The sequence below is a fragment of the Gordonia sp. (in: high G+C Gram-positive bacteria) genome, assembly GCF_012515855.1.
Taxonomy (GTDB): domain Bacteria; phylum Actinomycetota; class Actinomycetes; order Mycobacteriales; family Mycobacteriaceae; genus Gordonia.
The window spans coordinates 25,340-39,367 of the sequence record NZ_JAAYXO010000209.1; the positions used below are offsets into that span (position 1 = coordinate 25,340).

The 14,028-nt window shown below is 67.9% G+C and carries 15 protein-coding genes; 9 read left to right on the forward strand and 6 right to left on the reverse strand.

Features of this window, described 5'->3' with window-relative positions; translation table 11 throughout:
• The first annotated feature begins 5 nt into the window (after nt 1-5).
• Nucleotides 6-632 (forward strand): hypothetical protein, encoded by a 627-nt coding sequence (locus tag GX543_RS15445; RefSeq protein WP_290853177.1) that lies wholly within the window; start codon nt 6-8, stop codon nt 630-632.
• A 20-nt stretch (nt 633-652) separates the two neighbouring features.
• Here the strand turns inward: GX543_RS15445 and GX543_RS15450 are convergent, their stop codons facing one another.
• The gene (locus GX543_RS15450; protein WP_290853178.1) at nt 653-2,533 is read right to left on the reverse strand and encodes an ABC transporter ATP-binding protein; all 1,881 of its coding nucleotides are present in this window, start codon (nt 2,531-2,533) and stop codon (nt 653-655) included.
• 62 nt (nt 2,534-2,595) lie between these two features.
• A complete protein-coding gene (gene upp / locus GX543_RS15455; protein ID WP_290853180.1) occupies nt 2,596-3,243 on the reverse strand; it encodes a uracil phosphoribosyltransferase in 648 nt (215 codons plus the stop codon).
• A 131-nt stretch (nt 3,244-3,374) separates the two neighbouring features.
• On the opposite strand from upp, the gene GX543_RS15460 reads away from it, so the two are divergent.
• The 3 genes from GX543_RS15460 to GX543_RS15470 all read left to right on the forward strand — a co-directional run bounded on the left by GX543_RS15460 (nt 3,375) and on the right by GX543_RS15470 (nt 5,967).
• On the forward strand, nt 3,375-3,677 hold the full coding sequence (locus tag GX543_RS15460) for a type VII secretion target (RefSeq protein ID WP_290853182.1): 303 nt from the start codon (nt 3,375-3,377) through the stop codon (nt 3,675-3,677).
• Nucleotides 3,674-4,609, forward strand: a complete 936-nt coding sequence (locus tag GX543_RS15465; protein ID WP_290853184.1) for a C40 family peptidase — start codon at nt 3,674-3,676, stop codon at nt 4,607-4,609. Before GX543_RS15460 ends, GX543_RS15465 begins: the two co-directional genes overlap by 4 nt.
• 92 nt (nt 4,610-4,701) lie before the next feature.
• The gene (locus GX543_RS15470; protein WP_290853186.1) at nt 4,702-5,967 is read left to right on the forward strand and encodes a primosomal protein; all 1,266 of its coding nucleotides are present in this window, start codon (nt 4,702-4,704) and stop codon (nt 5,965-5,967) included.
• A 97-nt stretch (nt 5,968-6,064) separates the two neighbouring features.
• Here GX543_RS15470 and GX543_RS15475 read toward each other — a convergent pair whose 3' ends face one another.
• Nucleotides 6,065-7,858 carry an acyl-CoA dehydrogenase gene (locus tag GX543_RS15475; protein ID WP_290853188.1) on the reverse strand — a complete coding sequence of 598 codons (1,794 nt, stop codon included), beginning with the start codon at nt 7,856-7,858 and terminating at the stop codon, nt 6,065-6,067.
• A 73-nt stretch (nt 7,859-7,931) separates the two neighbouring features.
• Here GX543_RS15475 and GX543_RS15480 point away from each other — a divergent pair, with 73 nt between their 5' ends.
• Nucleotides 7,932-8,570 carry a TetR/AcrR family transcriptional regulator gene (locus GX543_RS15480; RefSeq protein ID WP_366929084.1) on the forward strand — a complete coding sequence of 213 codons (639 nt, stop codon included), beginning with the start codon at nt 7,932-7,934 and terminating at the stop codon, nt 8,568-8,570.
• A gap of 33 nt (nt 8,571-8,603) precedes the next feature.
• Here GX543_RS15480 and GX543_RS15485 read toward each other — a convergent pair whose 3' ends face one another.
• On the reverse strand, nt 8,604-9,761 hold the full coding sequence (locus GX543_RS15485) for an adenosine deaminase (protein WP_290853190.1): 1,158 nt from the start codon (nt 9,759-9,761) through the stop codon (nt 8,604-8,606).
• A gap of 189 nt (nt 9,762-9,950) precedes the next feature.
• Here GX543_RS15485 and GX543_RS15490 point away from each other — a divergent pair, with 189 nt between their 5' ends.
• Nucleotides 9,951-10,658, forward strand: coding sequence for a hypothetical protein (locus GX543_RS15490; protein ID WP_290853191.1), 708 nt, complete (start codon nt 9,951-9,953; stop codon nt 10,656-10,658).
• Here the strand turns inward: GX543_RS15490 and GX543_RS15495 are convergent.
• Complete coding sequence (locus tag GX543_RS15495; RefSeq protein ID WP_290853193.1) at nt 10,645-12,021, reverse strand: thymidine phosphorylase; 1,377 nt, start codon at nt 12,019-12,021, stop codon at nt 10,645-10,647. The genes GX543_RS15490 and GX543_RS15495 overlap by 14 nt on opposite strands.
• Nucleotides 12,018-12,479 carry a cytidine deaminase gene (locus GX543_RS15500; RefSeq protein ID WP_290853195.1) on the reverse strand — a complete coding sequence of 154 codons (462 nt, stop codon included), beginning with the start codon at nt 12,477-12,479 and terminating at the stop codon, nt 12,018-12,020. Before GX543_RS15500 ends, GX543_RS15495 begins: the two co-directional genes overlap by 4 nt.
• 194 nt (nt 12,480-12,673) lie before the next feature.
• Between GX543_RS15500 and sdhC the strand changes: the two genes are divergently transcribed.
• The 3 genes from sdhC to GX543_RS15515 all read left to right on the forward strand — a co-directional run.
• On the forward strand, nt 12,674-13,081 hold the full coding sequence (sdhC, locus tag GX543_RS15505) for a succinate dehydrogenase, cytochrome b556 subunit (RefSeq protein WP_290853196.1): 408 nt from the start codon (nt 12,674-12,676) through the stop codon (nt 13,079-13,081).
• 16 nt (nt 13,082-13,097) lie between these two features.
• Nucleotides 13,098-13,529 carry a succinate dehydrogenase hydrophobic membrane anchor subunit gene (locus tag GX543_RS15510; RefSeq protein WP_290853197.1) on the forward strand — a complete coding sequence of 144 codons (432 nt, stop codon included), beginning with the start codon at nt 13,098-13,100 and terminating at the stop codon, nt 13,527-13,529.
• 16 nt (nt 13,530-13,545) lie between these two features.
• A partial coding sequence (locus GX543_RS15515; protein WP_290853199.1) for an FAD-binding protein occupies nt 13,546-14,028 on the forward strand: 483 nt, incomplete at its 3' end.

A 14,028-nucleotide genomic window follows, 5' to 3' on the forward strand; every position in this document is an offset into this window, starting at 1 on the left:
AGCCGATGAGCTACCAGCACTACTCCGATCCCAACTATCCGCCGATGGGCGGACAGCCGCCGCGCAAACCCTCACCGTGGTCATCGCCGGTGGTCCTCCTCGCGATCTTCGCGGGCATCATCGTGCTGGTGGGCGGCGTGGTCGCCGCGGTCGTCTACTCCGGCGGCGACGACCCGGAGAACGTGGCCTCCAGCAGCGATCCGTCCGGACCGCCCCCGGCCGTCACGCACACCGAGACCGTCTCGCCGACCACGCACACGGTCACCGAGACGCCCGCACAGGTGCCGACGACGCAAGCCCCGCAGACCGGTCCCATCGGGGTCGCGGGCGCCGACCGGCAGGGCTTCTCGAACCTGCGCTGCAACGCGCCCGAGGATCCCGCCGTCTTCATCGGCTACACCGAACGATCACGCGTGGTGATCTGCCAGGTGGGTTCGACCGTCGGCCGGAACTACTACAAGGGACTCGCCGGCGGCAACACGATCGAGGTGGGCTATCCGGCGCGCAGCGGCGACAGCTTCGTCGCAACCAACGGCAATGTCGACTACGTGGTCACGCGCAGCGCCCTGACCATTCGGGAGAACGGCTCGGTCATCAAGGTGGAACCTATGATTCAGAGCTGGGTGGACTGACCGGCCGCCCGGCAGCGGCGTCACTTGCTCGCGAACTGCGTCCGGTACAGCTCGGCGTAACGGCCGTCGAGTCCCAGCAACGTGTCGTGATCACCTCGCTCCACCACCCGACCGGCTTCCAGGACGACGATCTCGTCGGCCGCCCGAACGGTGGAGAGACGGTGCGCGATCACCAGTGACGTCCGCCCCTCCAGCGCTTCCGCCAGGGCCTCGGACACCGCGACCTCGGAGGTCGAGTCCAGGTGGGCGGTCGCTTCGTCGAGGATCACCACCGCGGGTTTCGCCAGGAGGAGTCGGGCGATCGTCAGCCGCTGACGTTCGCCGCCCGACAACCGGTAGCCGCGCTCACCGACGACGGTGTCGAGCCCGTTCGGCAGGGAACGGACCAGGTCGTCGAGTCGGGCGCGCGCCAGCGCCGACCAGAGGTCGTCGTCGGAGGCAGCCGGGTTCGCCAGCCGCAGATTGGCGCCGACGGTGTCGTGGAACAGGTGACCGTCCTGGGTCACCAGACCGACCGTCCGATGGACCGACTCCGTGGTCAGGTCGCGGAGATCGACGCCGTTGAGCGAGATCCCGCCCTCGTCGACGTCGTAGAGCCGCGTGGCGAGCGAGGCGATGGTCGACTTTCCCGCGCCCGAACTGCCGACGAGCGCCACCATGGTCCCGGCGGGAACGTCGAGGTCGATGTCGTGCAGGACGGTGCTGCCGCCGCGGGTGTCGAGCTGCGCGACTTCCTCGAGGGAGGCCAGCGACACCTTGTCCGCGGACGGGTAGGCGAACGAGACGTCGTCGAAGCGCACGCTGACGCCGTGCTCTCGATCGGGGACGGCCTGCGCGCCGGGCCGGTCGACGATGAGCGGCGCGAGGTCGAGCACCTCGAAGACGCGCTCGAAGCTCACCAGCGCGCTCATCACCTCCACCCGAGCGTTGGCCAACGCCGTGAGCGGCGCATACATGCGCGTCAAGAGCAGGGCCAGGGAGACCACGGCGCCCGCGGACAGGTGCTGGTGCACGGCCAGCCAGCCGCCGAGCCCGTAGACCAGCGCGAGCGCCAGCGCCGACACCAGCATCAGCGCGGTGAAGAAGTACGACTGCAGCATCGCCTGCCGCACGCCGATGTCGCGGACCGCGGCGGCGCGATCGCCGAACTCCTTGGACTCCAGCTCCGGCCGCCCGAACAGCTTCACCAGCGTGGCGCCGGGCGCCGAGAACCGTTCGGTCATCTGCGTCGACATCCGTGCATTGTGATCGGCGCCTTCGCGCGCGAGTCCCGCCATCCGGCGTCCCATCCGCCGCGCGGGCACCACGAACACCGGCAGCAGGATCAGCGCGAGAATGGTGATCTGCCAACTCAACGCGAGCATCACACCGACAGTGAGCACCAAGGTCACCACGTTCGACACGACACCCGAGAGGGTGTCGCTGAACGCGCGTTGCGCGCCGATCACATCGTTGTTGAGGCGGCTGACCAGTGCACCGGTCCGCGTTCGCGTGAAGAAGGCGACCGGCATCCGCTGCACGTGGTCGAAGACTGCTCGCCGCAGGTCGAGGATCAGCCCTTCGCCGATGTTCGACGACAACCAGCGGGTGCCGATCGACGCCCCCGCCTCCGCCACCGCGATGGCTGCGATCGCCAGGGCCAGCACGACGATCTCGCGTCCGGCCGACGGGCTCGCGGAGTTGATCAGATTCACCACCCGCCCGGCCAGCAGCGGCGTCACCACGGTCAGCACCGCCGTGACGACCGACAGCAACAGGAAGATCGCGATGCGGCGACGATGCGGTCGAGCGAAACCACCGATCCTCCGGAACGTGGCACGTCGATCCAGCCGCGTGGTCCGGCGATCCGACGCGGTCATCGACTTGTGCATGACCTCCCAGGCCACTGATTCCATGCTCATCGACGATCACTCCACTCGGTACTGGTCAGGCTCTCGCGGAACCGACGGATTCGGCTGAGGGATCAACGAGGCCCGAACTGGCGGTCGCCTGCGTCGCCGAGGCCCGGAACGATGAAGTTCGCCGCGTCGAGACCGTCGTCGAGCACCCCGAGCACCAGGCGCAACGGTCGCCCCCATGCGCGGAGCGCCGCGATGCCCTGCGGTGCGGCCACCACGCACACCGCGGTGACGTCGGTGGCTCCGCGCGCCGCGATGAGTTCGAGAGTGTGCACCAGCGAACCACCGGTGGCGAGCATCGGGTCGAGGACGCACACGGCTCGTCCCGACAGGTCGTGGGGCAGCGACGCGAGGTACTCCACCGGCAGTGCCGTCGCCTCGTCACGAGCCACACCGACGAAGCCGATGCCGGCTTCGGGGACGGAGGCGAGTGCGGCGTCGAGCATGCCCAGTCCGGCACGCAGCACCGGAACGAACAGGGGCGGTGCCGCCAGCTTGGTGCCCGGCGCCGTCGCGACCGGCGTCTGGACCGACATCGACACTTCGGGCGCGTCCGCGAACGCCTCGTAGACCAGCATCGTCGACAACTGCGCGAGCGCGTTGCGGAACGCCGGGTTCGGCGTCGCCTCGTCGCGGAGGACGGCGAGCCAGGCCCGCGTCAACGGGTGATCGACAACCGTGATCTGCAAGCCGGAATCGGCGGAGGAGGTCATGCAAGCATCGTATGAGACACGCCCGGGCGGGGCTTGCGGAACCGATCAGGCCCCGCGTGCGTCCAATCCATATGAACGATGAATCAGGTACAGGACAATCAGGTACGGGCCTCCCCGCGGCCGGGCGCCCGGTGTCGGTCGACGCCGCGGTCCCGGGCGGCTTGGCCTCCACGCAGGCCTCCGCCGCGGCCACGGTGGCATCACGATCGGCGGCCGAACGAATCGACACCGGAGCGCTGGTTCCGACGTTCGGCATCATCGGCGCGGCGTTCCTCGACGCGCTCGGTCGAGTCAGTGGGCAACGTGCCACCGCCCTCGACGCCCTCGCCGCGCGGCACGCCTCGACATCCGCACGCGCCACCAACGCGGCGGCGTCATACGACTGTTGCGACGACGCCAACGCCGGCGCCCTCGCAGCCGGAGTGCCGGCATGAGCGCTGCACTCCTGATCGCGCCGCTCAAAGCACTCGTCGCGACCCTTGGAACCGGTGTCCTGCCACCCGGAGTCGCCGGTGTCTACAGCGACACGGCGGCGGCGTTGGGCCAGTCGTCGGCGCTGTCGTCGCGCGGCGCCGCCTCGATCGATGCCGGATGGCGGGGCAACGGCGGCGAGCAAGCGGCGACCGCCACCCGCAGGCTCGCCGTGGTCGATGACGCGGTCGGCACCGCGGGCACCGACATCTCGACGGTGATCGAAGCCGCCGCCGGTCGAGTGAAGGCGGCCAACACCGAACTGAACGCTCTCGTGGAGTCGTTCGTGAAGGCGGCGTCGGCGGTCCCCGCGGTCACCAGCCCCGCCGGCCTGGCCGCTCTGGTGCCGTTGGCGATGAGTCATCTGGCGCGGGGCGTGCAGGTGATCGCGCGCACGCAGTCGGAGCTCACTCGGGATGCGTCCGACCTCGGGCGGCATCAGGCGCCGGCCGAACTCACCGGCCCGACCTCCGACGACGCGCTTCCGGCCACCGCCACCGGCCGAATTCCGATCCGCCTGCCCGACGGCTCGATCTCGTACGCCCCGAACGAACGAGCCGCGAAGGCCATTCGCGCGGCCCTCAGTGTGCAGGGCACCCCGTACGTCTGGGGCGGAACCAGCACCGACGGATTCGACTGCAGCGGGTTCACCCAGTGGGCGTATCGCCAGGCCGGCCTGGAACTGCCTCGGCTCGCGCAGGATCAAGACACCGCGGGCTTCCAGGTGTCGCAATCACAGTTGCAACCCGGGGACCTCGCCGTGTGGTCCGGCCATGTGGCGATGTACATCGGCAACGGCCAGATGGTCGAGACCGGCGGCGACCCCGTCGGGGTGAATCCGCTGCGCACCACCAACGCCGGACAGACCTTCGAGGGCTTCTACCGCCCGCGCTGAACCGTCCGGTGAGTGTGCAAGACTGCCGTTTCACGACATGAACCCAAGCCCCGTGCAGCACGCTCGCGCGAACTTGATTACGCTCAGTGACCATGGCCGGTGACATCGTTCCCATCGAACTCGGACTGACCGAAGGCAACCTCTTCACACTGTGGGCTCCACGGTGGCGCGAGGGCGATGACGAGTGGGAAGCATTCCTGGGTCGCGAAGACGACCTGTACGCGCTCAACAGCGTCGCTGATCTGGTGGCCTTCGTGCGCACCGACAACGACAACGACCTCGTCGATCACCCCGCGTGGGACACGATCAAGCAGGTGCAGGCCGCCGAGCTGGCGCCCGACGACAAGCACAGCTACGACCTCATCGGCGTCCCCGAGCTCGCCGCCGAGGATCCGAAGCCCGAGGTGCTCGCCGAACTCGAGGACGCCCTCGAGATCGTGCGCATCATCGGTGAGGTCTGTGAGCTCTCGCCGGTCACGAAGTTCTTCAACGGCAACCCGATCCTGGGCGCGGTGACCGTCGGAACCACCAACTTCAACGGCCGCGAGGGCATCGACCTCTGGGTGCGCATCGGCCGATTGATCGCCAAGCACTGGGACGACGTGATCGACGCCCTCGACGACGTCATCACCGTGCCGAAGGTCGATTCCGAAGCGGCCACGGTCGCCGAGGACGAGCTCGCCGCCGCGGCGTCAGCCGAGGACGAGGACGAGCCGGAGTTCGATCCGGTGGACCCGCTGAACGAGCCCGACGACGAGGACGACGACCTCGACGACGAGGACGACGATGACGACGCGATCGACGAGGACGACTTCTGGGCGGGCGTCGGCATCGACCCAATCCGCATCTACGTCGACGGCGGCGAGTTCCTCACTCTCCGCTGCTACCTGGGCGACGACGCACTCTTCCTCGGGCGCAACGGAACCATCTACGGATTCGGCTCCGAGCGCGCACTGACCCGCTTCCTGGCCGACAACGACGATCACGATCTGACGAAGCTGTCGACCTTCAACGACATTCAGATCGCCGCCGACACCAACGACCTGCAGTTCGACGTCCTCCCGGAGAACGTCTACGCCCTCGAAGGCCTGCACGAGGACATCCTCGACGGCCCGCGCCGCATCGACAAGCGCCAGCTCGACCTCGCCGTGGAACTCCTGACCGACGCAGCCGACTACGCCGGCATCGACACGGTGCACGAGGCCCTCGCCACCACGACGCCCCTCGGCTGGTTCGTCGACTACGCCATTCACCCGGATCCCAAGCGCCTGGCCCCGTCGGGCCCGTTCGACAACGAGGCCGAGGTCTGGCGCGCGCTGGTCCACGACTTCGAGGATCGCCTGGTCAAGCGCGGCTAGCCGTCGGCGGCACCCAGAAACACCGAAGCGACCGCGGGACGAGCTGACTTCCAGCAATCCCGCGGTCGCTTCCGTTCTGTGTCGAGAACCGGTCCGGTCAGAACCAGTTCGGATTCATCTCGACGGTGGTGGTGTCTTTGGAGGCCAGCAGGTCGATCCACGGTCCCACCTGGGGCAGCTCGTGGGCGTAGAAGTAGCGCGCGGCCATGCGCTTGCCGTCGTAGAAATCGCCCGCGCGTCCGCCGACCGCGACGAGCTGCTCGAGCCAGATCCATGCGACCACCACATGCCCGAAGGCTTCGAGGTAGACCGACGAGTTGGCGAGGGCGACGGTGGCGTCGCCGTCGGCCCACAGCGCTGCGGTCACCTCGACGATGCGCTGCCACGCGGCCTCGAGTTGGTCGGCGTACCGCACGGCGTCCCCGCCCGCGTCGCGTGCGGCGGCGACGGTGGCGGCAATGCGCTCGGCCAACAGCGCCAGGCCCCGACCGCCCTGCATGATCACCTTGCGGCCCAGCAGGTCCATCCCCTGGACGCCGTGGGTGCCCTCGTGGATCGGGTTGAGCCGATTGTCGCGGTAGTGCTGCTCCACGTCGTAGTCGCGGGTGTAGCCGTAGCCGCCGTGCACCTGGATCGCGAGATCATTGGCCTTGAGGCACCACTGCGAGGGCCAGCTCTTCGCGATCGGAGTGAGGACGTCGAGCAGCAGCCCGACGTCACCCGCGACGTCGCCGGTGGTCGCAGTGACTTGGTCATCCACCAACTTGGAGCAGTACAGGCCGAGCGCCAGCCCGCCCTCGACATACGCCTTCTGCGCCAGCAGCATCCTCCGGACATCGGCATGCTCGATGATCGGCACCTGCGGCGACGACGGATCCTTGGCACCCAGCGCGCGCCCTTGCGCGCGACCGCGCGCGTAGTCGACCGCCTTGAGATAGCCCACGTACCCCAGTGAGGTCGCGAGGAAGCCGACGCCGATCCGCGCCTCGTTCATCATGTGGAACATGTACGACAACCCGCGGTGCTCTTCCCCGACCAGGTAGCCGACCGCTCCGGGCTGTCCGTCGGGCCGGTGCGTTCCGTCGCCGATCGCGAGCGCCGTGTTGGTGGTGCCGCGGTTACCCATCTTGTGGTTGAGGCCGGTGAGCGTGATGTCGTTTCGCTCGCCGACGCCGTCACCCGACGGCAGATACTTCGGCACGATGAACAGCGAGATGCTGTGCACGCCCGGCCTGCCGCCGGGGGTCTTGGCGAGGACCAGGTGCACGATGTTCTCCGACAGTTCCTGCTCACCGCCGGAGATCCACATCTTGGAGCCGACCACGCGATAGGTGCCGTCGTCCTGCCGTTCGGCGCGCGTGGTGATGTCGGCCAGCGACGAGCCCGCCTGGGGCTCCGACAGGCACATGGTGCCGAACCAGCGTCCTTCCAGCATCGGCGCGACGAACGTCTCGATCTGCTCCGGAGTGCCGTACTCCGCAATCAGCGCCGCGTTGGCGACCGTCAGGAACGGATACGCGGCCGTGCCGGCGTTGGACGCCTGCAACCAGGCCATGGATGCGCGTGCGACGACGGTCGGCAGCTGCATGCCGCCGATCGCCTGGTCGAAGGTTCCGGCGATCAGACCAGACTCCGCGTACGCGTCCATCGCCTCCTTGACCTCGGGAATCATCTCGACGGTGCCGTCGGGAAGCATCCGCGGCTCGTTCGCGTCGGCGAGCCGATTGTGCGGGATGAAGTACTTGTCGGCGAGGTCGGCGGTGAGGTCGAGGACGGCGTCGAAGGTCTCGCGTGAATGCTCGGCGAATCGCTCGCGCCCGGTGAGCGCTTCGACGTCCAGCCATTCGTAGAGGAGGAAGTCGAGGTCGCGACGGGACAGGGCATGGGTCATGGCGAACCTTCCATTGACGACATCTATGCAATCGCATAGTTTCTATGCAAACGCATATTTCAGGAAGGACGAGGTGTTGTCAACACCCCCCGAACGGACCGAGCGCACCCCGCCCACCTCGGGGCTCGACTACGACGTCGGCTCGTCCAAGGCGGCCGCGCGCATTCGCGACGCGGCCTGCGAGGTGTTCGCCGCCAAGGGCTACGGGGCCGCGACGACCCGCGAGATCGCGGCTGAGCTCGGGATGAGTCCGGGCGCGGTGTATCCCCATTACAAAACCAAGGAGGCACTGCTGTTCGCGATCGCGATTGAGGGCCACCGCAACGTCCTCGACGTCATCTCCGCGGCGCGGGACGGCGCGGCGACCCCCACCGAGCAGTTGCGGGCCACCACGATCGCCTTCGTGAGGTGGCACGCCGATCGTCGGGCCATCGCGCGCGTGATCCAGCACGAACTGCGCTCGCTCTCCGACGACCACTTCGCGCTCGTCGCCGACGTCCGTCGAGCCACCACCGCGGTCTTCGACGACATCCTCGCCGCGGGGGTCGCCGCCGGTGCGTTCGCACCCGACGACGCACCCACCGCGACGCTCGCGCTCACCTCCCTCGGCATCGACGTGACCAGGTGGTTTCCCACCAAGCAGCACTCCGATGCCGATGCGCTCGCCCAGCAGTACGCGGACATCGTGCTGCGCATCGCCGGGGCGCGGTAGCCACCCGACCCGGCAGCACCCGACCCTTGCCTCTCAGCCCAGCAGCACCGCGAAGCCCGGTTTGATGACTTCGTCGATGAGCCGGAGCCGCTCGGGGAACGCAAGGAAGGCCGACTTCATGGCGTTGACGGTGAACCGTTCGAAATCGGCCCAGCCGTACCCGAACTCCCGGTGCAGCACCATGAACTCGCGGCTCATGGTGGTGTTGCTCATCAATCGGTTGTCGGTGTTCACGGTGACCCGGAACTGCAGCTTCGCGAGGATGTTGAACGGGTGGTCGGCCAGCGACGCGACGGCGCCGGTCTGCACGTTGCTGCTGGGACACAGCTCCAACGGCATCCGCTTATCGCGCACGTAGTTGGCGACCGCCCCCAACTCGGCGCCGTCGAACGAGGTGTCGGACGGCAGCGCCCCGTCGGGCAGCACGATGTCGTCGATCACCCGAACACCGTGCCCCAGGCGGTCGGTTCCGCAGAATGCGATCGCCTCGTGAATCGACGGCAGCCCGAAGGCCTCGCCGGCATGGATGGTGAAGTGCGCACATTCGGCGCGCAGGTACTCGAACGCGTCGAGGTGGCGGCTGGGCGGGTTCCCCGCTTCGGCGCCCGCGATGTCGAAGCCCACCACGCCCCGCCCTCGGAAGGCGACTGCGAGCTCGGCGATCTCGCGCGACCGCGCCGCGTGCCGCATCGCCGTCACCAGGCAGCGGACCACGATGGGGCGGCCGTTCTCGGCTGCCGCGGACTCGCCCGCGGCGAACCCTCGCAGCACCGCGGAGACCACCGCGTTCAACGAGAGCCCCTGCTCGATGTGGAGTTCGGGAGCGAAGCGAACCTCGGCGTACACCACACCGTCCGCCCACAGGTCTTCGACGCATTCGCGGGCCACGCGTTCCAGCGCCGACTCGGTCTGCATCACCGCGACGGTGTGCGCGAACGTCTCCAGGTAGCGCTCCAGGGAGCCGTGGTTCGCTGCGGTGGCGAACCACTCGGCGAGTTGGTCGACGTCGTCGGTCGGCAGCCGGTCGTAACCGCACTCGCGTGCCAGCTCGAGAACGGTGGACGGACGCAGCCCACCGTCGAGATGGTCGTGGAGGAGGACTTTCGGGGCCAGTCGACAGTCGCCGAGCGTGATCGCGGCCCGGTGGTCGTCGGCGAGGAAAGCGGAGTCGGCGGCAGCGCGAGAGACCATGCTCCGACGGTAGCGCCGATCCGGGCGCCCTGCTCGTCGAGGAGCGCCTCGGGGCGGCTCGCCAACTGAGGGACCGACACCGGAGACGGCGATCGCAGCTCCGCCGGATACAGTCGCTGCAGGCGGGGCCCGCGACACCAGGTGGCGACGCACTTGTTTCTGCCGACGCACCGATTCGAGGAAGCCTCCATGACGATCTCGCCCCCACCGCCTCCGGCCCTGTCCGCCGTCTTCAGTGTCTCGGTCAAGCAGGTCACTGACAATCTGGGCGCGGTGGTCGGTGCCATGGCCGTCTGGGGCGCACTTCTGCTGGCGGCCAACACCGCCATCACCTTTCTGGCCGGCGACGCAGACGTGAACTACGCGGCGGGCGAGACGCCGTCGGCCTACAGCACGTTGGTCTCGTCGATCGCGCTCGGCCTGGTGGCGTCGATCGTCATGTCGTGCACGGTGACCGGGTTCCTGCGGATCTCACGCACCGGAGCCGCCCGCTTCGCGGACTTCTTCGCGCCGACCGCGTACATTCCGATCCTGGTCATCATGGTGATCGTCAGCGCCGTGAATCTTGCGGTCACTCTGATCGTCGGCTCGACCACGATGACTCAGCTCCTGATCGCCCTGGCGATCACCGTGGTGCTGAGCGTCCTCTTCACGTGGTCGCACCTCTTCGCCGCCGCGGCCGGACTGAACGGCGTCGGCGCTATCGCAGCATCGATCTCGCTCGCGCTCGCCCGACCCGGAACCGCCCTTCTGGTGATCCTCCTGGACCTGGCGCTGGTGGTCGGCGGCTTTCTCGCCCTCCTGATCGGCCTGCTGTTCACCGTGCCGCTGGCGGCGCTGATCACCGTCACCTACTTCCGCCATCTCACCGGCGAGGCGGTCGTCACCCGCGTCTGAACGGCACCCGCTCCAGGACGCGCGAGCGGAGATCGGATCGCGCATCGGCTTCACCGACGCCGGTCGCATCGCGCAGCGCCTCGAGCGCCGCGGGAATCCGCGTCTCGTCGTCGGTGTGCAGCGTCAGCAGCGGCTGCCCACGTCGCACCGAGTCCCCGATCCCGACGTGCCAGGTGACTCCGGCGGTCGCCGAGACCGCCTCCCCCGGCTTCGTGCGCCCCGCGCCGAGCAGCCAGGCCGCCTGTCCCACCGCGAGGGCGTCGAGCGAGGTGAGGTGCCCGTCGTCCCGTGCCGTCACCTCGTGCGTATGCCGCGGCACGGGGAGCGGCGCGTCGGGATCCCCACCCTGTGCGGCGATCATCGCTCGCCAGGCGTCCATCGCGCGGCCGTTCCGCAGATGGTCGGCCGGATCCACGTCGGGCAGGCCCGATGCCTCGAGCATCTCGCGTGCCAGCGCCAGCGTCAGTTCCACCACGTCGGCCGGCCCGCCTCCGGACAAGACCTCCAGCGATTCGGCGACCTCCACGGCATTCCCCGCGCTGCGGCCGAGCGGGGTCGACATGTCGGTCAGCAGCGCCGAGGTCACGACCCCCGCTTCGGCGCCGAGCGCGACCATCGTCTCTGCCAGCTCGCGCGCGCCGTCGAGCGTCTTCATGAAGGCCCCGGAACCGACCTTCACATCGAGAACCAGCGACTGTGTGCCCTCGGCGATCTTCTTGCTCATGATGCTGCTGGCGATCAGCGGGATCGACGCGACCGTCCCGGTCACGTCGCGCAACGCGTACAGCTTGCGGTCGGCCGGTGCCAGATCGGCGGTGGCCGCACACACCATCGCACCGACCTCGGTCAGCTGCCGCTGCATCTGGTCGACGGAGAGCTCGGCCCGCCAGCCCAGTATCGACTCGAGCTTGTCGAGCGTCCCGCCGGTGTGGCCCAGTCCCCTGCCGGACAGCTGGGGTACCGCCACCCCGAACGATGCGACCAACGGGGTCAGGGGCAGCGTCACCTTGTCCCCCACGCCGCCGGTGGAATGCTTGTCCGCGGTCCGCAGCCGACGACCGCCGCGGGTGAGTCCGGAGAAGTCCATGCGGACGCCGGAATCGATCATCGCGGCGGTCCAGGTCGCGATCTCGCGGCGGGTCATGCCCTGCAGCACGATCGCCATCAGCAACGACGACATCTGCTCGGGCGCCACCCGACCGGCGGTGAAGCCTGCGACCATCCCGCGGATCTGATCGTCGGTGAGTTCGGCGCCGTCCTTCTTCGCCAGGATCGGGGCGACAGGATCGAACAGCGGCGGATCGACCAGCTGGGGATCGAACAGCTGGGGATCGACCTGGGCGGGATCGTCTGCGTCCGTCATCGCGCCCTCCCCGGGCTCGCGTCGCCGACGTCGGACCCGTTGCGCAGATGCTCTGGGCCGAACGCGTCGGGCAGGAGCGAGCCGAGCGTGCGCGGACCGGCCGCCGAATCGACCAGGAGATCGTCGCCACCGAACTCGCGCAGCACCTGTCGGCACCTCCCACACGGGGTCAGTACCGCGCCGGCGCCGTCGCACACGCTCACGGCGACCAGATGCGGACCACCGTCGGCGACGGAGCCCTTGAGCAGTCCGAGCGAGAACCCCGAACAGATCATCGAGACCTCGGCGCACACGCCCAATCCATACGAGACGTTCTCCACATTGCAGCCGACGATCACCTCGCCGTCGGATGTGACCCCCGCCGCACCGACACCGAAATCTGAGTACGGCGCATACGCCCTGGTCATCACGGTGTGAGCCGCGTCCCGTAAACGGGCGAAGTCAATTGCGTCACTCATTCCATCCCCATTCCCACTAAAACCAGAAGGTAAGGCACACCTAATTAAAACAGTGGAGCTTGGTCACATTGTTCGTGCAAATTACGACGGAACTCAGCTTAGGTTTAAAGTCAGGTGCATCGGGTCTTGCAGCGGCCTCGCATCGGCCTGCGACCGGATCCCCAAGTCGACGACAATGGAGGCGTAGTTTCGCGATGAGCACCCCGACAGAAGTGGCACCGGCACCGGTGCGCAAGCGGTCCCTCTACAGAGGCGACCCCGGCATGTGGTCGTGGGTGTTGCACCGCATCACCGGCGTCTCCATCTTCTTCTTCCTGTTCGTGCACGTTCTCGACACCGCGGTCATCCGCGTCAACGAGGACACCTACACGCAGATCATCGAGACCTACAAGACGCCATTGATCGGCCTCATGGAGATCGGCCTCGTCTTCTGCGTGCTCTACCACGCCCTCAATGGACTCCGCGTCATCCTGGTCGACTTCTGGGGCAAGGGCCCCAAGTACCAGCGCCAGATGCTGTGGGCCGTCCTCACCGTCTTCGCCGTCGTGTTCATCGCCGCTGCCGTGCGCATGCTGCAGATCCTGATCACGCACGCGTTCTAAAGGGAGCTGAGAGAAAATGACTGAAGCAAAGACCCTCGGCACCGACTACGACCGTCCCGCCAGCCTGGACGCGCCGAACGCACCTCGCGCCCGCAACCGCGGCAACTTCGAGAAGAACGCATGGCTGTTCATGCGATTCTCGGGCCTGGCCCTCATCGTCCTGACCTTCGGCCACATGTTCATCATGCTCATGTGGGACAGCGGCGTGCACCGCATCGACGCGTCGTTCGTCGCCGATCGCTGGAAGTCGCCGTTCTGGCAGGTCTGGGACCTCACCATGCTCTGGCTCGCACAGCTGCACGGCGGCAACGGCGTCCGCACCGTCATCGCCGACTACTCGCGCAAGGACTCCACGCGGTTCTGGCTGAACACCTTGCTCGCCCTCTCGATGATCCTCATCCTCGTGCTGGGCACCTACGCGATCCTCACCTTCGGCAGCGCCAGCTAAGGAGCATTAGAAACCCATGCAGGAACACCGCTATGACGTGGTCATCGTCGGCGCCGGCGGCGCCGGAATGCGCGCTGCCATCGAAGCCGCGCCGCGTGCCCGTACCGCAGTTCTGACCAAGCTCTACCCCACCCGCTCCCACACCGGCGCGGCGCAGGGCGGCATGTGCGCCGCTCTCGCCAATGTCGAGGAGGACAACTGGGAGTGGCACACCTTCGACACGGTCAAGGGCGGCGACTACATCGTCGACCAGGACGCCGCAGAGATCATGGCCAAGGAGGCCATCGACGCGGTGCTCGACCTCGAGAAGATGGGTCTGCCGTTCAACCGCACCCCGGAAGGTCGCATCGACCAGCGTCGCTTCGGCGGTCACACCCGTGACCACGGCAAGGCTCCGGTTCGCCGCGCCTGCTACGCCGCCGACCGCACCGGCCACATGATCCTTCAGACGCTGTACCAGAACTGCGTCAAGCACAACGTCGAGTTCTACAACGAGTTC